The organism is Bacillus sp. NH11B (assembly GCF_001884205.1).
GTDB classification, from domain to species: domain Bacteria; phylum Bacillota; class Bacilli; order Bacillales; family Bacillaceae_G; genus Bacillus_A; species Bacillus_A proteolyticus.
Genome location: NZ_MAOG01000132.1, coordinates 63,407 through 83,337 on the forward strand (window position 1 = coordinate 63,407; position 19,931 = coordinate 83,337).

At 34.8% G+C, this 19,931-nt stretch carries 24 protein-coding genes and 3 pseudogenes; 14 read left to right on the plus strand and 13 right to left on the minus strand.

All coding sequences use genetic code 11. The features are described from left to right. The first annotated feature begins 30 nt into the window (after window positions 1-30). The 5 genes and pseudogenes from BAU27_RS24755 (at window position 31) to dnaB (ending at window position 3,595) form a co-directional block, all read left to right on the plus strand. Window positions 31-669, plus strand: a complete 639-nt coding sequence (locus BAU27_RS24755) for a BglII/BstYI family type II restriction endonuclease (RefSeq protein ID WP_001009462.1) — start codon at window positions 31-33, stop codon at window positions 667-669. A gap of 124 nt (window positions 670-793) precedes the next feature. Further along, window positions 794-877 (plus strand): annotated as a pseudogene (locus BAU27_RS32005) (MerR family transcriptional regulator); the annotation flags it as partial. 52 nt (window positions 878-929) lie between these two features. Next, window positions 930-1,256 carry a nucleoside triphosphate pyrophosphohydrolase gene (locus BAU27_RS24760; protein WP_071772284.1) on the plus strand — a complete coding sequence of 109 codons (327 nt, stop codon included), beginning with the start codon at window positions 930-932 and terminating at the stop codon, window positions 1,254-1,256. 195 nt (window positions 1,257-1,451) lie between these two features. Next, complete coding sequence (locus BAU27_RS24765; protein ID WP_071772285.1) at window positions 1,452-2,312, plus strand: DnaD domain-containing protein; 861 nt, start codon at window positions 1,452-1,454, stop codon at window positions 2,310-2,312. Then, the gene (gene dnaB, locus BAU27_RS24770; protein ID WP_071772286.1) at window positions 2,309-3,595 is read left to right on the plus strand and encodes a replicative DNA helicase; all 1,287 of its coding nucleotides are present in this window, start codon (window positions 2,309-2,311) and stop codon (window positions 3,593-3,595) included. The genes BAU27_RS24765 and dnaB overlap by 4 nt, the downstream gene beginning before the upstream one ends. A 96-nt stretch (window positions 3,596-3,691) precedes the next feature. On the opposite strand, the gene BAU27_RS24775 is transcribed toward dnaB, so the two are convergent. Then, window positions 3,692-4,477, minus strand: coding sequence for a TrmB family transcriptional regulator (locus BAU27_RS24775; protein ID WP_071772287.1), 786 nt, complete (start codon window positions 4,475-4,477; stop codon window positions 3,692-3,694). 110 nt (window positions 4,478-4,587) lie between these two features. On the opposite strand from BAU27_RS24775, the gene BAU27_RS24780 reads away from it, so the two are divergent. Continuing rightward, window positions 4,588-5,355 (plus strand): TSUP family transporter, encoded by a 768-nt coding sequence (locus tag BAU27_RS24780; protein ID WP_071772288.1) that lies wholly within the window; start codon window positions 4,588-4,590, stop codon window positions 5,353-5,355. A 231-nt stretch (window positions 5,356-5,586) separates the two neighbouring features. On the opposite strand, the gene BAU27_RS24785 is transcribed toward BAU27_RS24780, so the two are convergent. After that, window positions 5,587-6,474: a DMT family transporter gene (locus tag BAU27_RS24785; RefSeq protein WP_071772289.1), complete on the minus strand. Its 888-nt coding sequence runs from the start codon at window positions 6,472-6,474 to the stop codon at window positions 5,587-5,589. 393 nt (window positions 6,475-6,867) lie between these two features. Here BAU27_RS24785 and BAU27_RS24790 point away from each other — a divergent pair, with 393 nt between their 5' ends. Together BAU27_RS24790 and BAU27_RS24795 are read left to right on the plus strand one after the other, a co-directional pair. Then, window positions 6,868-7,413 (plus strand): hypothetical protein, encoded by a 546-nt coding sequence (locus BAU27_RS24790; protein ID WP_071772340.1) that lies wholly within the window; start codon window positions 6,868-6,870, stop codon window positions 7,411-7,413. Between the two features lie 2 nt (window positions 7,414-7,415). Next, complete coding sequence (locus tag BAU27_RS24795) at window positions 7,416-8,075, plus strand: PspA/IM30 family protein (protein WP_071772290.1); 660 nt, start codon at window positions 7,416-7,418, stop codon at window positions 8,073-8,075. Between the two features lie 45 nt (window positions 8,076-8,120). On the opposite strand, the gene BAU27_RS24800 is transcribed toward BAU27_RS24795, so the two are convergent. After that, on the minus strand, window positions 8,121-8,696 hold the full coding sequence (locus BAU27_RS24800) for a TetR/AcrR family transcriptional regulator (RefSeq protein ID WP_071772291.1): 576 nt from the start codon (window positions 8,694-8,696) through the stop codon (window positions 8,121-8,123). 142 nt (window positions 8,697-8,838) lie between these two features. Here BAU27_RS24800 and BAU27_RS24805 point away from each other — a divergent pair, with 142 nt between their 5' ends. After that, window positions 8,839-10,314 carry an MDR family MFS transporter gene (locus BAU27_RS24805; protein ID WP_083596150.1) on the plus strand — a complete coding sequence of 492 codons (1,476 nt, stop codon included), beginning with the start codon at window positions 8,839-8,841 and terminating at the stop codon, window positions 10,312-10,314. Window positions 10,315-10,356: 42 nt separating this feature from the next. Here the strand turns inward: BAU27_RS24805 and BAU27_RS24810 are convergent, their stop codons facing one another. The 4 genes from BAU27_RS24810 to BAU27_RS24825 all read right to left on the minus strand — a co-directional run bounded on the left by BAU27_RS24810 (window position 10,357) and on the right by BAU27_RS24825 (window position 12,120). Next, complete coding sequence (locus BAU27_RS24810; RefSeq protein WP_071747924.1) at window positions 10,357-10,884, minus strand: permease; 528 nt, start codon at window positions 10,882-10,884, stop codon at window positions 10,357-10,359. Beyond that, window positions 10,881-11,363 carry a hypothetical protein gene (locus BAU27_RS24815; RefSeq protein WP_071772292.1) on the minus strand — a complete coding sequence of 161 codons (483 nt, stop codon included), beginning with the start codon at window positions 11,361-11,363 and terminating at the stop codon, window positions 10,881-10,883. Before BAU27_RS24815 ends, BAU27_RS24810 begins: the two co-directional genes overlap by 4 nt. Then, entirely contained in the window at window positions 11,356-11,697 is a 342-nt protein-coding gene (locus BAU27_RS24820) for a PadR family transcriptional regulator (RefSeq protein WP_000683186.1), read from the minus strand. Before BAU27_RS24820 ends, BAU27_RS24815 begins: the two co-directional genes overlap by 8 nt. A 297-nt stretch (window positions 11,698-11,994) precedes the next feature. After that, window positions 11,995-12,120, minus strand: coding sequence for a YjcZ family sporulation protein (locus BAU27_RS24825; RefSeq protein WP_000540377.1), 126 nt, complete (start codon window positions 12,118-12,120; stop codon window positions 11,995-11,997). Between the two features lie 199 nt (window positions 12,121-12,319). Here BAU27_RS24825 and BAU27_RS24830 point away from each other — a divergent pair, with 199 nt between their 5' ends. Further along, window positions 12,320-12,559: a preprotein translocase gene (locus tag BAU27_RS24830; protein WP_071772293.1), complete on the plus strand. Its 240-nt coding sequence runs from the start codon at window positions 12,320-12,322 to the stop codon at window positions 12,557-12,559. Window positions 12,560-13,123: 564 nt separating this feature from the next. Continuing rightward, the gene (locus tag BAU27_RS24840; RefSeq protein WP_071772294.1) at window positions 13,124-13,906 is read left to right on the plus strand and encodes a hypothetical protein; all 783 of its coding nucleotides are present in this window, start codon (window positions 13,124-13,126) and stop codon (window positions 13,904-13,906) included. 32 nt (window positions 13,907-13,938) lie between these two features. On the opposite strand, the pseudogene BAU27_RS33420 reads toward BAU27_RS24840, so the two are convergent. The 3 genes and pseudogenes from BAU27_RS33420 to BAU27_RS24855 form a co-directional block, all read right to left on the minus strand. Next, a pseudogene (locus BAU27_RS33420) lies at window positions 13,939-14,049 on the minus strand (DUF4176 domain-containing protein); the annotation flags it as partial. A gap of 593 nt (window positions 14,050-14,642) precedes the next feature. Next, window positions 14,643-14,753: a YjcZ family sporulation protein gene (locus tag BAU27_RS24850; RefSeq protein WP_000505686.1), complete on the minus strand. Its 111-nt coding sequence runs from the start codon at window positions 14,751-14,753 to the stop codon at window positions 14,643-14,645. Window positions 14,754-14,909: 156 nt separating this feature from the next. Beyond that, window positions 14,910-15,176 (minus strand): YmzC family protein, encoded by a 267-nt coding sequence (locus BAU27_RS24855; RefSeq protein ID WP_071747919.1) that lies wholly within the window; start codon window positions 15,174-15,176, stop codon window positions 14,910-14,912. A 438-nt stretch (window positions 15,177-15,614) separates the two neighbouring features. Between BAU27_RS24855 and BAU27_RS24860 the strand changes: the two genes are divergently transcribed. The 3 genes from BAU27_RS24860 to BAU27_RS24870 are packed head-to-tail and all read left to right on the plus strand — an operon-like array spanning window position 15,615 to window position 17,044. Continuing rightward, the gene (locus BAU27_RS24860) at window positions 15,615-16,073 is read left to right on the plus strand and encodes a MarR family winged helix-turn-helix transcriptional regulator (protein ID WP_071747918.1); all 459 of its coding nucleotides are present in this window, start codon (window positions 15,615-15,617) and stop codon (window positions 16,071-16,073) included. Further along, window positions 16,066-16,650 (plus strand): CDP-diacylglycerol--serine O-phosphatidyltransferase, encoded by a 585-nt coding sequence (pssA, locus tag BAU27_RS24865; RefSeq protein ID WP_139254686.1) that lies wholly within the window; start codon window positions 16,066-16,068, stop codon window positions 16,648-16,650. The genes BAU27_RS24860 and pssA overlap by 8 nt, the downstream gene beginning before the upstream one ends. A 22-nt stretch (window positions 16,651-16,672) precedes the next feature. Further along, window positions 16,673-17,044 carry an ATP synthase subunit I gene (locus BAU27_RS24870; protein ID WP_071772296.1) on the plus strand — a complete coding sequence of 124 codons (372 nt, stop codon included), beginning with the start codon at window positions 16,673-16,675 and terminating at the stop codon, window positions 17,042-17,044. 550 nt (window positions 17,045-17,594) lie between these two features. On the opposite strand, the gene BAU27_RS24875 is transcribed toward BAU27_RS24870, so the two are convergent. The 3 genes and pseudogenes from BAU27_RS24875 to BAU27_RS33015 form a co-directional block, all read right to left on the minus strand. Then, on the minus strand, window positions 17,595-18,770 hold the full coding sequence (locus BAU27_RS24875; RefSeq protein ID WP_071772297.1) for an MFS transporter: 1,176 nt from the start codon (window positions 18,768-18,770) through the stop codon (window positions 17,595-17,597). Window positions 18,771-19,025: 255 nt separating this feature from the next. Continuing rightward, complete coding sequence (locus tag BAU27_RS24880; RefSeq protein ID WP_000433541.1) at window positions 19,026-19,337, minus strand: ArsR/SmtB family transcription factor; 312 nt, start codon at window positions 19,335-19,337, stop codon at window positions 19,026-19,028. A 49-nt stretch (window positions 19,338-19,386) separates the two neighbouring features. Beyond that, window positions 19,387-19,593: pseudogene (locus BAU27_RS33015) on the minus strand (IS3 family transposase); the annotation flags it as partial. Window positions 19,594-19,931: the final 338 nt, after the last annotated feature.

Consider the following 19,931-nt stretch of genomic DNA (forward strand, 5'->3'; position numbering starts at 1 on the left):
ATATAATTATATTTTCATAGGAGGTTTCAAATGAATTTTATAGTATACTCACATCGACATGGTCAAAATATACTTGAAACGAACCCAGAATTTACAAACACCTGGCTAGAAATTCAAAAAGCTCTTTCTAATATTACAGATGAAATGCTCTTACAAGTTCATAGACAAAAATATATTGGTTCAAACAAAAGTTTATCAAAGGCAATTAATCAATTAATTAAGGAACAATTGGCTACCTTTGGATGGAAAAGTGAAAGTTATATTTTTAAGGATAAGAGATATAAAAATAAAGCATGGCGTTTAGACTTTGCTAAAGATATTATTTCTGTAGAAGTTGCTTTCAATCATAGTGGGACGATTGCATGGAATTTAATGAAACCAGTTATTGCAAGCGAATTAAATCATGTTGAAAAAGCTGTACAAACTAAAATAGGGATTATCATTTCTGCAACCAATGAATTAAGAGATTCGGGAGGATTTGACTCTGCAATTGGAACGTATGAAAAGTACATTGAGCACTTAATGCCTTTAAATACTCAATTGACGGTACCTTTGGTGATTGTAGGCTTGAAGAAGCCTGAAACATTTTTTATTGAAACATATAAAATCAGTAAAGATAAAACAAGAGGACGAATTAAATATTATGCTGATGCGGAATTACTAATTTAATTATGGTGAATTTGGGGTTAATTATATTTTATACTATGATATCAAGTGTGTAATGGCTAGATTTTTGGCATTTTGGGACATAAGTTCTTTGAAGTAATCTATTTCTTTTTCATCATATGTATGATTGTCATTATCCGAATTCCCAACTTTCTTCACAACCGAAGAAGAAAACTATATAAAAGAAGCAATGCAGCAGTTTAACCCCTAGTTAAACTGCTTTTCCATTATAATAGAAGAAAAACCAAACGGAGGAAACCCACATGCCAACCTACAACAAACTAATCCGAAATAAAATCCCACAAATAATAAAAGCTAACGGAAAAACACCAACAACAAGAATTCTATCTGAAGACGAATACATAAAAGAACTCTGCAAAAAAACACAAGAGGAACTAACCGAATACCTAGAAGCAGACACAAAAGAACATAAACTCGAAGAACTATCCGATCTTCTAGAACTAATAAACGCCCTAGCCGAATACGAAGGCACAACACTAGAAGAAATCAACAACATTCGTAAAAAGAAAGCAGAAGAAAGAGGCGGCTTCTCAGATCGAGTCTTCCTAATCAAAGTAACCGATAACTAACCCTCATAAGCCCCTTACTAGCCCCTCCCAAGTAATAAATCACTAAGAAAAAACACAACAAAACAAAAACACCAACAAACACCGTAGTAGTAGTCAAAAAAAATTAGAAATAACACGCCAAAAACCCGGACCTCCTTCCTATATATAGTACAAAGAGGAATTTTTCATTTTTGAATGAGGGCGGGAGGAACTTTAATGGCGGTGTATCGTAATGTGCAGGTGAATTTTTGGCAGGATGATTTTGTTTTGGATTTGACGCCGGAGGAGCGGTATTTTTATGTTTATTTGTTAACTTGTTCGAAGACGACGCAGTGTGGGATTTTTCCTTTTCCGAAGCGGTTAGCTGAGATGGAGACGGGTTATAACAGGGAGACTGTTGATAAGCTCTTGCAGCGCTTCATTGATTATGGAAAGATTCTTTATGATGCGGAGACGAGGGAGTTATTTATTTTAAATTGGCTTCGTTATAATCCTGTGACGAATACGAATGTGGAGAAGTGTGTGCTTCGTGAGCTTAAGGGTGTGAAGAATAAGGAGTTTGTACGTATGTTTCTTCGTAAGTGCGTAGAGGAGGAGCTGAATGTTCCGATGCTTTTAACGCATTTCGGTATGCCTGGTGATTTGGCTGTGGATGATGTAGAGCCGGTTTGTGAGGAGGCAGAGAAAGAAGAGGTTATAGAGGAAGAGACGGGAAGTAAGGTGTTCACGTTTTATGAACAACATTTTGGTAGTTTGTCTCCTTTTACGGTAGAGGAATTGAATGCGTGGATGAATGATTTGTCAGAGGAGCTTGTGCTGAAGGCTCTTCAAATTTCGTATGAGAATAAAAACCGGAAGATGGCTTATGTGAAGGGGATTTTGCGGGGATGGCACGGAAAAGGATTTACGAAAGTGTCTGAGGTTGAGGCGGATACGGCAAGGTTTCGGAAGAAGGATTCGTCTGTTAGTACGGTGGAGACGGAGAATTTTTTGGCGAAGTGTGAGGAGTGGGAGAAGAATGCACCTTCTGAGGAAGAGTTGCAGCGCTTTTTAGCGGAGCGCGGGTGGCGGCCGTGAGTATTCAAAATGTGGAGGCGGAAAAGACGGTATTAGGTTCTCTATTACTGGATGGAGAGCTTATTAAGGAGTGCCGTTTGACGGAGCAGTATTTTTCTATGCCGGTGCACAAGTCTATATTTCAGTTAATGCGAAAAATGGAAGAGGAAGGGCAACCGATTGATCTTGTGACATTCATTTCTAGGGTGGATCCGAATTTTTTGAAGGGGATCGGGGGAATGGAGTATTTTATAGGGTTAATGGATAGTGTGCCTGCTACTAGCAACTTCTCTTATTATGAGGGGCTTGTTCGAGGTGCCTGGAAGATGTATCAGGCGGGTGTTCTTGGACACAAGATGGGAGAGCGTCTTATTGCGGAGAAGAATGAGAAAATTATTGGTGAGACGATTACGGCACTTTGTGAGTTAGAGGAAAAGGACTGCGTATGTGAGTTTGATTTGAAGGATGCGTTAGTTGGTTTGTATGAGGAGCTTCATCAAGATGTGAAAGAGATTACAGGTATTGAGACTGGTTATATATCGCTAAATAAAATGACGTGCGGATTGCAGGAAGGTGATTTTGTTGTTCTTGGAGCGCGTCCTTCTATGGGGAAGACTGCGTTTGCGCTAAATGTTGGACTGTATGCGGCGAAGTCTGGAGCGGCGGTTGGATTGTTTTCATTAGAGATGAGTAGTAAGCAATTGTTAAAAAGGATGGCGTCTTGCGTAGGCGAGGTATCAGGAGGTAGGCTGAAAAATCCGAAGCACCGTTTTGCGATGGAAGACTGGGAAAAGGTAAGTAAGGCGTTTGCGGAGATCGGGGAACTACCACTTGAGATTTACGATAATGCAGGCGTTACAGTGCAAGATATTTGGATGCAAACTCGTAAGTTAAAGAGGAAGCACGGTGATAAAAAGCTTTTAGTCATTGTAGATTATTTGCAGCTTATTACGGGCGATCCGAAGCATAAGGGCAATCGATTTCAGGAGATTAGTGAAATTTCACGGAAGCTTAAGTTGTTAGCACGTGATTTAAATGTTTGTGTAGTAGCGTTGTCGCAATTGTCTCGTTCCGTAGAGTCACGTCAAGATAAGCGACCGCTTTTATCCGATTTAAGAGAGACAGGACAAATTGAGCAAGATGCGGATGTCATTATGCTTATGTATCGTGAAGATTATTACGATAAGGAAACGAAGCAGAAAGAGATGACGGAGATTCATGTGGCGAAGCACCGGAATGGACCTGTGGGGAGTTTTAACCTAAGATTTTTGAAGGAGTTTGGGCGGTTTGTGGAGGGGAAATAGTGAAAAGACTGGAGTATCACTTTGCAAATAAAATAAAGCATAAGTGTTCTATTTCATTCACTTATGCTTTATTTTATGATTCTTTCAATATGCTTCTTATTTTTCCATAAAGAAAGATCTTCTCTCTGCAGTAATCCATTGCTGCAAGTCATCTTGGCTACGTCGTACAAGTCGATTCACTAAAACATCATGCCATACATAATCCTCTAATAGGTATATATGAACGGGGTCATCTGTATAAAAAGCAATATTACGCTCCTCAAGTGATGGTCCATAAATCATCTCTTTAGAATCTATCGATAAAATAAACCAATGTTCTGTAGACAGGGTTTCTGTATAAGGTGTTATACGATGGGCTTCTAGATTTTTAATGGGATTTTCAACATGTAGGGTAATACCTTGTATCATGACTTTATCGGCTACCTCAGATAGTTCTTCTTTTAATACTTCGTACATCTCATCCCACATCGAAATGACAATACGTTTTTCTGCTTTTTTGATTAATGCCTGACAGTAGCTAATTATTGTTTTATTGTCTTTTAAAGTAATCACTCGATTATCCGTTGTTTCCTCGGAAGTTTCTAGTTTTTTTAATGAATCACTGATTCCTTCATAAGTAGACTGCCATTCTGATTGAGCCTTCTGTAAAAAGACTTCAACCGGTAGAGGTGAATAGCGAGTGGTATCATTTATTTCTTCCTTCATGACAATTCCTTTTTCTACAAGGTTACCCAAAATCTCATAAATTCGTGCTCTTGGGACACCTGAATCCTTACTCACTTGGTAGGCTGTGACAGGCCCCTGTTTAACAAGAGATACATAAGATTTAGCTTCATATTCATTAAAACCAATTTTTTTAAGCTGTTGCACTATGTAGTCCACTTTTTTCGTCCTCCGATGTTTGCTTTTATATTTCAACGTTACAATAACTGTTTACATTTAGCAAATTATTAGTTACTATTCGAATAGTGACTAAAGGGGAGGTTAATAGTATGGATTTTTATTTAGACCCATCAGTATTAATTATTTTGATTGCTTTTGGATTTTTAGCTGCATTTATTGATTCAGTTGTAGGTGGTGGAGGACTGATTGCTTTACCAGCTTTATTATTTACAGGACTGAATCCAGCAAGTGCAGTAGCCACGAATAAACTAGCATCGACAATGGGGTGTGCAACTAGTAATATTGTGTTTTATCGTTCTGGTAACCTTGATTTGAAATCAGCGTTTAAATTATTTCCACTCACTTTCATAGGTTCCGTAATAGGTGCATGGACCGTTCATTTAATGAACCCAGAAGTACTGAAGCCATTGATGCTGATCATGCTTGGTGCGGTTGCTATTTATACGATATTCAAAAAGAATTGGGGTAGTATTTCCACTCATAAAAAATTGTCTGGTCGACACGTCATTATCTTTACTTTTTTTGTTTTTGCTATTGGTTTTTATGATGGATTTCTAGGTCCTGGCACAGGTTCGTTTTTAATGTTTTCTCTTTTATTTATTGGGTATGATTTTTTAAAAGCAGCAGGTAATGCGAAGCTTCTTAATTTAGGAAGTAATGTTGGTGCATTGTTGATGTTTATGTATGTAGGGCAAGTAAACTATGTGTATGGTTTTATAATGGGGATTGCTCAAATTGCTGGAGGGATTGTTGGCTCCAAATTTGCTATAAAAAAAGGAAGCGGGTATGTTCGTGCTCTTTTCATTACAGTAACTTGTTTATTGTTAGCGAAAAATCTGTATGACTATATTCAGTAAGTAATTTTGAACATCTTCACTTCAAAGAACGTAGAAAAGGTCAAATATGAAGGCTACATAAAATATAAGAAGATACTAGGGGGAAATTTCTTTTAACATTTTTTAGATGCTACCTTATTCGAAGATAGCATCTAAAAAAAGGCTCATTTAAAAGAAAATTTAAGTTAAGAGAATGAAAATAATATAAACTTATATTTTTCTGGGGTATGTTTATTGATCATAGTGAAATGTTTACTCTATATTCTTCTTATAATTAGGCCTCAACAAACTCTTAAAATCCAACTCAGCAATCAACACACTTAACAATATAAGCGTCGCCCCTAAATATCCTTTCCCAGTAAGCGTTTCGCCTGTGAAAACGAAGGCAAAGCCTGCGGAAAAGACAGGTTCTAATGAAAAAATAAGTCCTGTATGGGTAGGCGTAGTGTATTGCTGGGCGATTACTTGCACGATGAATGCGACTGCGGTGCAAAATATGCTTAAGGCTAAGATGATTAGCCATGAGTCGATCGTGCCAGGAAGCTTTGGCGTTTCTATAATGAATGAAAAAATAAGGCTAAATAGGCCGACGAAACCGAGTTGTATGACCCCGAGCGCAATCGAGTTCACATGTTTCGTTACACTTCCAGTAATGATGACATGAATGGCATAAAATAAAGCAGATAATATGCAGAATATATCGCCATTACCGATCTTGAATTCGCTAGTTAATGTTAATAAGCCGATTCCTATTATCGTTAAAATGATTCCTACTATAACTTTCTTTTCAGGAATGTGTTTTAAAAATATAGCTGATAATATTGGAATGAAAATGACTGTGAGACATAGTAAGAAACCAGCATTAGAGATACTAGTATACTTTGTGCCAAACGTCGCAAAAATGTAAACGATAAATAAAACAGAAGCTAGTATAAAGGCATATTTTACAGTTTTTAAATCGACTTTGAATAAATGTTTGTAAAATATTAAACCTGATAAAAGAAAGGCAATAATAAATCGTAATGCGATTAAATTATATTCTTCTATGCCATCAAGTCCAAGCTTTGTAAGTAGGATGGATGCACCCCAAAAAAATGTAACTAGTAGTAGCATTAAATCAGCTTTTAATTGAATTTTCATTTCTATTCCCTCGTTATGTATAATTTATGATTCCATACCCCTATCCCTATCGTTTATTTTAATATCAATTCTGAATATTTGGAACAAAAATTTATCGACGCTTTTTTCTCCATCCAATTATTGAAAGTTCGGATCTGAAGAAAATCGGTATGTAAGTTTCTAAAGTGAATAGAAATAATGAAAAAGAACCCAATTTCTCTATTTTATATGGAGAGATTGGGTTCTTTCGTTTTGAAATGATTATGAGAAATTTCTTATATATTTCTCATATATTCATCATGTTTCTTTCATCCTCTTCTCACGTCCAAGTTTTACACTCATATGTATCAAAGGTAAAGGGAGGTAATACATTTTTTACTTATTTCAAAACGAATGATAGATGGTGGTGAGCAGATGAAAAAGAATAAACGTAAAAAATTGCGTTGGTTAAAATGGATTTTGATCCTTCCGTTACTTCTGGCATTACTATTGTTTGGATTACATAGTATGAAGTTCGAAAGGTGGGACCATGAGAAGCATAAGCAAGCGGCGTATACTGTTTCTCACGATAAAGAAAGGGAAGCTTTCATCGCGCAAAAAGAAAAGTGTAATAACTTTGAACGCGATCAGCATCATGAAAAACATCATGAAAAAGAGTTTGAAGGTTTATTCTTTGTACCATTCCTGTTAGCGTTTGGATTTGTTCTTTTCGGATGGTTCATGCTTCGTAAGTCTGAAGGGAATATGGTTAAAAAGTGGACAGGTATATTGCTTCTAGTTATTGGTTTATTACCGGTCCTTCCGATGCTTGCATTTGTTGCAGCGATTGTTTGGGCATATAAAAAGTTTAAAGAAAAAAGAATGGCAACTGATATAGATTTATACAGCGATTTTCAAGTACAACAACAAGTAGATATTTTAGATCAATGGGAACGCAATATTCGTAAGGAGGAGAAGTAATAATGGGTATTTTAAAACGTATTAAAAATATTGTGGTAGCGGATGTGCATCAAACGTTAGATAAGGTAGAAAATCCTGTTAGCATGTTAAAGCAATATCTTCGCGAAACAGAACAGCAAATTACGAAAGCTCAAAAAGCACTCGCTCATCAATATTATTTAGAGAAGAAATATGAAGCATTAATTTCAGAAACGGATGCCCTTATTGCGAAGAGAACTCGCCAAGCTGAGCTTGCAGTATCACGCGAAGAAGATCAAATGGCACAGTTAGCCCTGCAAGAAAAAATCGTGAATGAGAAAAAAGCGGAGCTATATCGCAAGCAGTACGAAATAACAAAAGAGCAGACAGCGACGCTTTATGAACAAATTGACAAATTGCAAAAGAAATATGGAGAGTTGCAATATAAAGAACTAGTTCTTGTTTCGCGGTTAAATGCGGCGCGAGCGATAAAAGAGAGCAACACGGCAATTGATTCTTTCCATACAGAAAGTGCAGCGAAAGGCTTTGCACGCATTGAATCGTATGTGCAAAAACTAGAAGCAGAAACAGCTGCTAGTAACTATTTTTATAATTTGAAGTCTCCTAATCAACAAGAAGTGTTAGATCAAAATTTGCAAGAAGAAGTACAACTGGAGTTAGAGAAGTTAAAAGAGAATAAATAGTATGCAAAACGCCCATTTCATATGGGCGTTTTTTTGATGTTGAAGTTATTCCTTTTCAAACTGAAAAATATCCCGATTAATAAGTTGGTGGAAGTGCCTATCCATTTCTGCTGCAGGAACTTTTCTTTCGTTTTGAAACCACCACGCACTTAATGAAGTGATTACTCCTGAATAAAATACCGTTATTAAATCATTTGGCATCGTATGATTTTTACAAAGGCGATTTAGCGCTTCTGTTTCTTGTTTTCTTGTTTCGTGGCTTAAATAATACATGCGGCTATTGAATTGTTCATCGGACATTTGCGCCTCAAATATTTTACAGATTTCTTCATGATGCAGGAATTGTTCCATCACTTGAAATGGTTTACTTAATCGATCTAAAAGTGGTATTTCAGCAATCATTTCGCCATAGCGTTTAAATCCAAATGCTAATAAAGCATCTTTATCTTCAAAATGTTTATAAAAGGTTGTTCGGTGTACCATCGCGCGATCGCATATTTGGTTAATGGTGATGGCACTATATTTTTGTTTTGGTTGCGTCATTAATTCAAATAAGGAATTCCATAGTAATTTATGTGTACGTCTAATACGTAAATCAAGTTGTTTTTCATTATCGTTCATCTACAATTCTCCTTTTTTGTAGATTAAATATACAGTGGCTGAAAATTGATTCTCCCTTTTTAATCTACATATGTATATTATATTACATGTGTTCCGGTGTATATAAAGCTTTTTAAGTAAAAAACAGGAGGAGAATGAATACATGAATATAACAACTAAGAGCCCCACAAATGGCAAAGTTGATACTTCTAATATGAAGCATACCCCCATTTTAATTGCGTTACTTTTAGGGGCAATGGTTGCATTATTAAACGAAACGTTACTTGGTAATGCGTTAACGGTATTAATGAAAGAATTTGACGTAACAGCTTCAACTATTCAATGGCTTTCTACAGCTTACATGTTAGTAGTTGGTGTTTTAGTCCCGATTACAGCGTTACTTCAGCAATGGCTCACAACGAGACAAATGTTCTTGATCGCTATGGTAACGTTTTTAGTCGGTACATTAATTGCGGGATTTGCACCGACATTTTCCGTTTTATTAGTCGGCCGTATCGTCCAAGCAGTAGCGACGGGGTTAATTTCACCGTTATTAATGAATACGATTTTAATTATTTGTCCACCTGAAAAACGTGGTGCCACAATGGGATTAATCGCACTCGTTATGATGTCAGCTCCAGCAATTGGTCCTACATTATCTGGAGTAATCGTTGATTCATTGAATTGGCGCTGGTTATTTTACTTTGTCGTTCCAATCGTAATCATTTCCATTGTAATTGGAATGAAGTACATTCAAAATGTTTCAGAGTTAACAAGGCCGAAAGTAGATTATCCATCTATTCTTTTATCAACATTAGGCTTCGGCGGGATTGTGTATAGCTTTAGTGCATCAGGTGATTTAGGGTGGCCCGATCCGAAAGTGTACGGCGCTTTAATTGTTGGGCTTATATCACTATGTATTTTTGTCGTGCGACAATTAAAAATTGAGAATCCAATTTTAGAATTACGTGCATTTAAAGTTCCGATGTTTACATTATCAGTTGGATTAATCGTCATTGTTATGATGTCGCTATTTTCAACGATGACTTTATTACCGATGTTCCTGCAAACAGTATTACTCGTTACAGCCTTTAAATCAGGACTAATAATGCTTCCTGGAAGTATTATTAGTGCCATAATGGGACCAATTGCAGGAAAACTATTTGATAAATTTAGTCCGAAAGTTGTTATCGTTCCTGGCATTGTGTTAGTAGGGATTGCAATGTTCTTATTTAAAGGCATTACTCCTGACACATCAATGGTACAAATTATTGTCATGCATAGCGTATTAATGGTTGGACTCATGTTTGTAATGACAGCACAAACATATGGGTTAAATCAATTAACACCAGATCTATATCCGCACGGAACAGCGCTGTTTAATACACTGCAGCAAGTAGCTGGCGCAATTGGTACAGCTATCTTTATTTCGAAAATGTCTTCAGGAACAACTAGCTATATGGAACGCTCCGCAAATCCAATGGATCCAGTAGAGAAGTTAAACGGTTTAACATCAGGATTCCAAGGTGCATTTGCACTTGGATTAGTCTTTATTGTTGTTGCTTTTATCGTATCGCTATTCTTAAAAGAAGAGAAAAAGGGAGTAGAAGTAGCAGGGGTTTTACAGAACGAAAATTAAAGTTTATATAAAAAGACATCTTTACGAGGTAAAGATGTCTTTTTACATTTCTTTCGTTATATCGTACTGCAGCAACTGCCCCTGATCATAAAACCTCTCAAAAATAATCCCCATTACATAGAAGAATACGAGACCGAAGCCAATATGAATAAGTGTAAAAGTAGCTCCAAATGAAGAAAACTCATATACGATGATCGGCAATTTCGCAGTTGTCCAAACGCCTAAGAAAAATACGATGTACCTAATACTTGCACCTTTTTTTAAGAGTAGTGCTGCGATTGGAAAAGCAACATAGAGAGGACCAGCAGCAATTCCGCCTAATAATAGAGAGAATAAGATCCCATATATGCCGGACTTTTCTCCCATGTATTTCATTAGCGTCTCTTTCTTCACCCACTGATCGAGTAACCCTACAAATATTAGGACAGGGGGGAGTAGAAATAGCATATCTAAAATGCTATTCCCTGTTAGTTGTAATGCGCTCCATCCTAAAGATTGGTTTATAAAAGTTAATAAGAGAAGCCCTAGTAGTAAGATGAAAAAGAAGCGATATTTTTTTAGTTCTTTCATACCATCACCACCCAAATAATATAGGAGAATAGGAGAGACATGAGTAATGCAGATGCATTACGTGCGTAAGCAAAGCTTCGCCCGAATATCTTTTGTTCCATCGGTAATGTTGTAATTCCTACTGACATGAGTGTAGACATAAGTGCCGCAACTTGAGGAAGGCCTGCGCCGTGTTGGACTAACGTATTACCAAGTGGAAATACGACGAAGCTTGGAATAAGTGCAATGGATCCGAGTATTGCTGAATAAATAATACCTAACAATCCGGACTGTTCTCCAATAATAGAAGAGATGAAAGACGGCGTTAATATAGAAAGCGATAAGCCAACGAAGAGCATGATGGAAAGCATCGCAGGTAGAAGGTTGCGAAACATTTTCCATGACTTCATTAGAGCTTCTTTCGTTTTATTACGGTCCTTCATAAAAGAAATCCCCGTAAGAATAATGGCTAAAGTGTAAAGGATCACGCCATTAATCATGGTCGGAATCCTTTAAGTCCTTATATTTGTCTATGAAAAAGGATAAGTTCTTCATTTTTTCTTCAATATCCATTTGGAAATCTGCCAATTGTTCCTTTCCAGCAGGTGTAATTTTGTACATCTTTCTCGGTTTGTCTTGATGATCTGTACTTACATAAGATTCAATCGCACCTTCGTTTTCTAATTTCTTTAGCGTACGATATAAAATGGCGCTATCGATTGGATTGACTGGAAGTTCTTCCTCGCACTTTTGTAATAATTGCCCGCCATAGTTATCACCTTCTGCTAAAAATAACAAAAGAAATGCACCTGTATGTCTTCCTGTATGTTTCATGGATATACCTCCTAGAATGAATTGGAATATATACTGTTAATGACAGTATACTGTTGTTAACAGTATATGGTGCATGAAGTGCTATGTCAATTTTAAAATGTTGATTAGTGCAAAGGGTGATCCCTGTTTTCATCGTTTTAAATAACAAAATAAAAGCCTACTGTTTTCTTGTGACAGTGGCTTTCATAGTTGGTAACTACTATATTACGCTTAGAGAATCTCGCACTTTGATAGTAACACAAATAGGTTAGTCGCATATTGAGAAATAAAAAAAGACACTCTCAAGAGTGCCTCTCCTTAGCAGCCGAATCCGCCGCCCCAACAGCTAGCCCCAACGATGATTAATAAAATAAAGAGTACAACAAGTAAAGCGAATCCACCGCCGAAACCACAGCCTCCACCACAACTACCGCCATATCCCATATTAACTCCTCCTTCCATAAAGACCATTTAATAATGGATTTAATTCACTTTATGTTTTTCCGGATAAACTTGAGCAGGTCCCTTTGAAAAATAAAGGTACTCGGTATTTTAAGCGAGTTGACGAGCTTATTTTTGTCACGAGTATTCCGCTTATTACATATGGTATTTTATTCTGTGTATTGGGGGAAGGAGGATCTTTATGGCTAATTCTGAGATGATATTACGTTTACTTACGGATTTAAAGATTGAACAGCAAGCTTTAAGAGAACAGCTGGAGAAAGTGCAAATAGCTTTAACCATTCTTGAAGAAAAAACAAATACTCCTGAGGAGAAATCAACTATTCTTGAGGAAAAACCAGCTGCTCCAAAGCAAAGAGCTTATTCTGGACGCCCAACATCGTTTCGTGATTGGAGAGCATCTTCTCAAAAGAATTCATAAAAGTATAAGAAAAGAAGACATCAATTAAGATGTCTTCTTTTGCTTGTACAATCCAAATGAAGTTAAGAAGATATATCCATATTGCTTTAAAAATAAGAAGAAAATAACGATTGTCGACTCCTGTTTTAGTATAGCATGTAATAATAAAGATTTTTTATGGGATAATTCGTATATATTAATTATAAGATTTTTGTGTATATTTTAGTTGTCTATTATTTCTCTTTACATGCTACATGTAAAGGTTTTCTTATGAAAAGAAACCTATTAAATAAAGAGTGGGAAACGTATATTCAGGACTATAAAAACAGTGGGTTATCAAATGATTTCTGGTGCTGAAAACAAAACTTAACAGTTCATCGGCTATATTACTGGCTAAAAAAATTATCATCTGAAATGGAAGAGCAAAATCCAAGTGTGCGTGTGGGTTCAGCATTATTTGACGTTTACTTAAATTGGAGGTAACAAAGTTAGCTTAGGGAAAAAAGATTAATATATGTACATCAATAATAATGCTAATTATAATTAAGATGAAAGCCTTCGTAATATATGGGGGAATAACAAGCAATGAATAAAAAGGCAACATTTAAAATAGGGGCAATGTTTACCATTTTATTAATGGCATGTGTTTTTTATGGATATAGGAGTTTAAATAGTTTTTTAGTCTGGAATGAACTCGGTGATATACAGATGATTTCAAGTGAAAAAGAGGTTGCAAATGGTATATATTTTGTAAGGGGAGAGATATATGCTGAACGTGTAACAGGAGATGAAACGCTACTTGCTGATGGGTATGCGGTAGTGAATCGAATTCAAAAGAAAAAAACGACATACTATACACAGACTTCTGCACCAAATCGTTCTTTATGGAGTAACGGCCAAGTAACAGCTTTTTATAATGAACCAATACATATCGGAAATAAAGAATTAAAATTAATAAATAATGAAAAGGTGTCTCTGGAAACTCCCTTTATGGAATTAAGTGATCAGAATGTAATTTCAACAAGAATAAATGATATTCAGGCGAATACTACAAAATTAGCAGATGGAAAAAAACGCTTTTATTCATTTAGAGCAGTAGAAAATAAAGAAAATGTAGTTGTACTTGGATCAGTAGATGGAAAAGTAATAAAAGAATTACCTAGTAGATACGGAGAATTTGTTTATATTGGAAATACGAAGGAGCAAATTATAGATAGCTTAAAGAATGGTGATAACAAAAATTGGATATATTTTGCTGTACTTATTATACTAACTTGTATTAGTGGGTTTGTATTATATATGTATGGGAAAGGAAAATGGAAAAAAGATGTTTTTGTTTTTACATTTTTCGGACGGAAGATAAATTAAAGAGGATACATCTTTGCATCCTCTTTAAAAATTCATATGAGTTCTTTTCGTAAGGAAAGTTCTTCTTCATTTTCATATCCAGTAAATAAAATTTCTTCAATTTGTATATGATCGAAAAAAACATTATAATCTTTTGAAAGGTTGAAAGATATAAAAAAGTTTTGCGATGATAAACCATACCAACAGTTATATAGAATATCAATATCTTTTTTGAGATTTTCGTGTTTCATTTAGTAACATGTTTAATCCTCCCTTAATAGAAAAATAATAACATAATGAATTTTCGGAATATATATTGTTATGATAGTTATTTTTGAATAGTAATAGATGAAAAATAAGGGAGTAGTGTAGTGTGAAGTATATAAGAACTAGTGAATTTATGTTTTAGCTCTTGAAAATTATGTGTTAAAAAGTTAAATATGGTAGGTTTATTCAAACAACCCTCAATAATATGATTGAGGGTTGTTTGAGAACATTTCTAACGACGCCATTCATCTTCGTTTTAAACGGAGCCCCATAAATGATAAACCATGCCGAAAACAAAAAAAGCTAGTCCCACAAACAAAACAATTAAAGCAAGCATTCCATTCTTATTATGTTCCATACATTCAGCTCCTTTTTAGTTATATACAAAAAAGCCTTTAGTCGTAATTATGGCTAAAGACTGCATTTCTCATACTTTTTTAGTTTATAAAGAAAAGACACCCATATAAGAGTGTCTTTTCCGATAGTTTGTTTAGCAGAAGCAAGAAGCTCCAACGATGATTAATAAAATAAACAATACAACTAATAATGCAAATCCTCCAGAAAAACCGCAGCTTCCGCCGCAACTACCACCAAATCCCATAATTGTTCCTCCTTTAATAAGAGGGGAAAACAAAGGGTCACTCGTGTTTTTTAACGGATTCCATTTACTTTATGTTTGACGCATGAATGTGAGCAGGTCCTTTTGAAAATAAAAAAAGACACCTTGAGGTAGGTGCCTTCTGTCCCCTGTATGTAATTAATATTCGTTAGCATAAAACTCTTTTATTAGCTTTATTTCATTTGTATCTGGGTTAAATTTAAATATTTTAATTTGATTAGATTCGTCTTTATAGGCAAATGTATTATCGCCAACTTGGGTCATATTACTGGTGTTTAAGATAGGATCGCTACCGTGATCAGTGATCTCCACAGGTTTCTCACGATCCCAAAATGCAATGACAATGATTAAGATGATAAGGCATATACGTATGTTACGTAGTTCTCTTGATACAGTATTCTCCATTTGATAGTCTCCTTTGTTGTTGAATAGATTTTGTTTATAAAAGAGATAATTCCTATGAAAATAAATAAAAAAGACACTTGAAAGTGTCTTTTTTATTTGAGTTATGCGCATTGCTTAATAAGACGCTAGTTCCTCAATCGGAATATGAGTAACTATGTAGGGTGATTTTATTATAACATTTTAACCAGTAATGGGTCTATATGGGATTTTTGTGATGATTAGGTTTATTTATTCAGAATGATAGATGTATCGGGCCGGGGAGATCGGAATTTGATCAATGAAAAGCAGTGGAAAAGGCAAAGAGCATACTTTATCCCGTATTATTAAGAGAAGATAGAGCTAGATTTCCCTTTACACAAACATAACGGTATAATATAGTTAAGTTAAGTGAACTTAACTATTAAGCGAAACAAAATAACAGCATGGAGGAAGAATGCTATGACTAGAACGTATAAAGAAGTAATTAATGAAATGAACCGAGCTTATAATGAATTTTACATTTTACTATTTCAGGAGTTAAAAGATGAGTACGGTCTTACAGGACAGCAAGAGAGTATGCTATTTCATATTAATTTAAATGAAAACACGACAGCGAATCACATTGCGACTACTTTTAATATATCAAAAAGTGCTGTCAGCCAAGTTTTATCGAAATTAGAAAAGCAGAAGATGATTTCAAAACAAGTTAATCCTAATAATAAAAGGGAGTATTTCCTTACACTTGGTCCAAACGGTAGTAAGTATATAGAGCGGTTGTCTGAGTTAGATGATGTATTAATTGAGAAATATTTTTCAAAAATCGATATCGGTGCTTTAGAACAAATGACGGATACGTTAACGAAAATAAATAAAGTGATATTGGAAGAAAAACAGAAGGATCTTGATTGTAATGAGTAAGAATTTAGATGAAGCAATGAGTAGAAAGGAGGAGAAGCATGTGATGAGTTACATACCAAATATGATGACGATAGCGAATTTTATTTGTGGGATATTGGCCATTTATTCTGTTTTTGTTCAAGATATGTATGGTGCAGTCATGTTCATTATTACAGGTATGGTATTTGATCTGTTTGATGGCATGGTTGCTCGGAAACTGGATGCTGTTTCGGAAATTGGCGGAGAGTTAGACTCATTTGCGGATTTAGTTACCTTTGGCGTGGCACCATCTATTCTTGCATATAGTGTCGCTTTAAAAGATTTGCAGTCTATCGGATTGTTATGTGCGCTTGCTTACAGTGTGTGCGGAATGCTTCGGCTTGCAAGATTTAACACGCAGCAAAGCAAACTACCGACATTTATCGGCATGCCCATTCCATTCGCGGCAATGTGTCTTCTTATTTTATGCCTCCTGAATAATTCAGTGTCCGTGGCGTTTGGCACATGCGTACTCTCCTATTTAATGGTAAGCAAAATCAAATTCCCTCATTTTAAAAAAGATATATCGGAAAGCTTGAAGTCCGAAAGATGGAATTAAAGAGAAAGGTAAGGCGCAGAACATGATTCGTATGGCATTAAGATCATTTAACATACAAATATATTGTTTGCTAGGCGTAATGTTATTAGGATGGCTTGTGACACCTTTTTCAGCCCAGTTTGTAGGGATAAGCATTGGCCTTTTGGTAAGTATGTACTGCGCCTGGATTTTAGGAAGGCGTATTGAAAAGTTCGGAAATAGCATTGTAAAAAAAGAAAAAGCACCGATGATCGGAATGATGAACCGGTTTGCAGCCGCAATACTTGGCGCGATTATTATGTATGAAATTGAACACCATGAGTTCATGTGGACATTTGCCGCTGGAATTATGGGTGGGTATTTCTTGATTATTATTAATTTGGGGTATTACAGTATGAGGGATACGGAGGAGTAAAGAAAAGACACCATAAGGTGCATTCCTCCGACTTGAACCATCTTAATTGTATTGCGTCGCTATCATATAAGAAAAAAAGACATCAATTAAGATGTCTTTTTTTCTTTGTGAAATTGGTGTTAAGAAGGTAACTTATTGCTTTTAACCTATGAATAATATAACAATCATCGAGTAGGTTTATTATAGCAACAATAAATAGGTTTTTATATATAATATAGAATATATATAGATTTATTTATATTTTATTTGTATATTTTAATTGTCTGTTATTTTTAAAAATTCATTTACTTATATTATTTTTTGAGCGCTCCAGCAATGGAGCCTTTTTTTATACAATAAAACATTTATGAGTATTCTATTTTGATTATGTTCCATAAAATTAGCTCCTTTTAAATTTGCTTTTATATAAAAAAGCCTTTAGTCGTAATTATGGCTAAAGGCTCTGAGCGTCATGCTTTATAGTTTATAAAATCTTATAAGAAGAATAACCAGTATTTTATATAGAGAAGAAATTATAATGTTTTTTATCAAATTTGGAACTGAAAATGTACTAACTTGATAATGAAGCTAGGTTATTAGAATTGAAAAATTTTAGTTTTATTATAATTAATAGAAGTGAAAGTAGTGTGAATATAAATCCACTCCAAATAAGCTGGTGAATACCTAGGTTTGAAATGAACCAGCCTCCAATAGTTGTTCCTAGGGTAATTCCGAGATTTGAGAATGAAACGAATAGGCTATTACCAAATTCAGGTGCTTCTCTTGCTTCGCTTATTAACCATGTTTGACCAACAATTAATCCACCAGCATGCACGATTCCCCAAATGAATACGATAAAAATCATTGGAACAAGATAGGAACCTAAATAATAAACCAATATGTAAACAATAGAATATAAAATAGGGAATGATATTACTGTATTTACTATGCTTCTTTGCAGAAGACTACCAAATAAATGATTGCCTAAAATCATAACTATACCAAATATGAATAGCATGATACTGATGAGCGACCCATTCATAGAAGTTACTTTTGCAAGGTATTCAGCGAAGTAGCTGTATACGGAAAACATGGCTGCAAAAAGGAATGTGACGGTTAAAATATTTAACCATAATCCTGGTTTGCCGAGTATACGAATTTGTTTGCCGAAAGACATCTTTTCTTTAACAGGCATAGAAGGAAGTAGGATTAGTATTCCAATGAATGCAAGAGTGTTAACAAGCGTTCCGAATAAGAAAGCAATTTCGAGTGAAAATTGGTCTGCAAGGTAAGAGGTTAATGGTACACCTAAAGCAAAGCCAACAGTAATTCCCATAAAAACTTTTGTAACCGCTTGACCGCTCTTTTCTGGAGGGACAAGTTTAGCAGCTGTTACAAGAGCGATTGAAAAGAAGAGTGGGTGAAGTGCTGCCGGTAAAATACGAAAAATAAGCATGATTTCAAATTGTGTTGTATAAGCGTAGATTATATTTGAAATAACAAATATAAAAATTGCTGTTAATAAAATTATTTTGCGATTAATACTAGAGACGAGCAGAATTAGAAACGGACCAGAAATAGCAACAACTAGTGCAAATATACTTACTAAAAATCCAGCTTGTGTAGTTGAAATTCCGAATTTTTGAGTGATTTGTGGTAATACGCCAACAATCCCCATCTCGGTAGTAATAATTCCAAACACACCTATTGCGAGTGTCAGAATAAGTAAAGGATTTACTTTTTTCATTTATAAAACTCTCCATTCGTATCAGTATTTTGAAAGTGAATTCATTAACAAAGAAGCATTATTGCAAGCATGATTGGATGCCAATATTATTAGGATTATGTAATTCGAAATACAATAACAGATATCTAAATAACTAGATATGATGTGTTAAAAAAATTTTCTCCTTTCTATGTTTCTTGCTTTTATAGGTAGTGCAATTTTATAAAAAAGCAGAATGTGTGAAAGCTAATAATCAATTGATTATTAGCTTTCATTTTATAATTCGTTTTGAACGTATTCAGAAAACTCTCGTATTGTTTTTTCATTTCGGCGATAGTAGGTCCATTTTCCAATTCGGTCAGATTGTAGTAAGCCTGCTTTTTTCATAGTTAATAAATAACTAGAAATAACCGATTGGGCTAAGCCAGTTTTAAGCTGGATATCTCCTACGCACACTCCAACTTGAAAGCTAAGGCCTTGCTCTAGATAAGGTTTTTCATCGAAATGGTTTTCTGGATTTTTCAACCATGATAAAATTTGACATCTTGTTTCATTTGACAATGCTTTATAAATTAATAAAGGTTCCATAAGGATATTATATCTACTTTTATAGATTTGTAAATGGGTTTTGGTGATTTTAAGGGGAGAAGGTATATGTGATCTCCTTAAATAAGAATGAGGTGCTCTTAATCTGTAACCTTTGTAAAGGACATTCTAAAAAGTTAGGCATCTTTTTTAAATCCCATTGATATCTAGAATGATTATAGTAAGTCATATAGTTCTTAATTTCATGTTTTAACTGAACAAACGATTCACATGATTTTATATATGTTTCATCGGTTAAAATACTACGAGGTTTTCATGTGCAAATGATAATATTGTTAGGTTTAAGCATGTTGTTGTCTAGCTACCAATGACGGATTCCTAAGAAGAGTAATAATAAAATCCAAGTAAAAATTTAAGAGAAATTTAATATTTGCCCCACTTTTTATTTTAAAAGTTTTTCCTATCCTATAAACAAGTTACATCAAGGAGGAGACTAAAAATGAAGAAGTGGGGATTTTGTATTTTTAATATATTCCCGATATTCTAAGATAAAGTAAAAGATTAAATATATGAACAAAATATCGGTTCTTGAACTATGTGCTAAAATGAAAAAATTATAGATTAAAATGTAAAGTT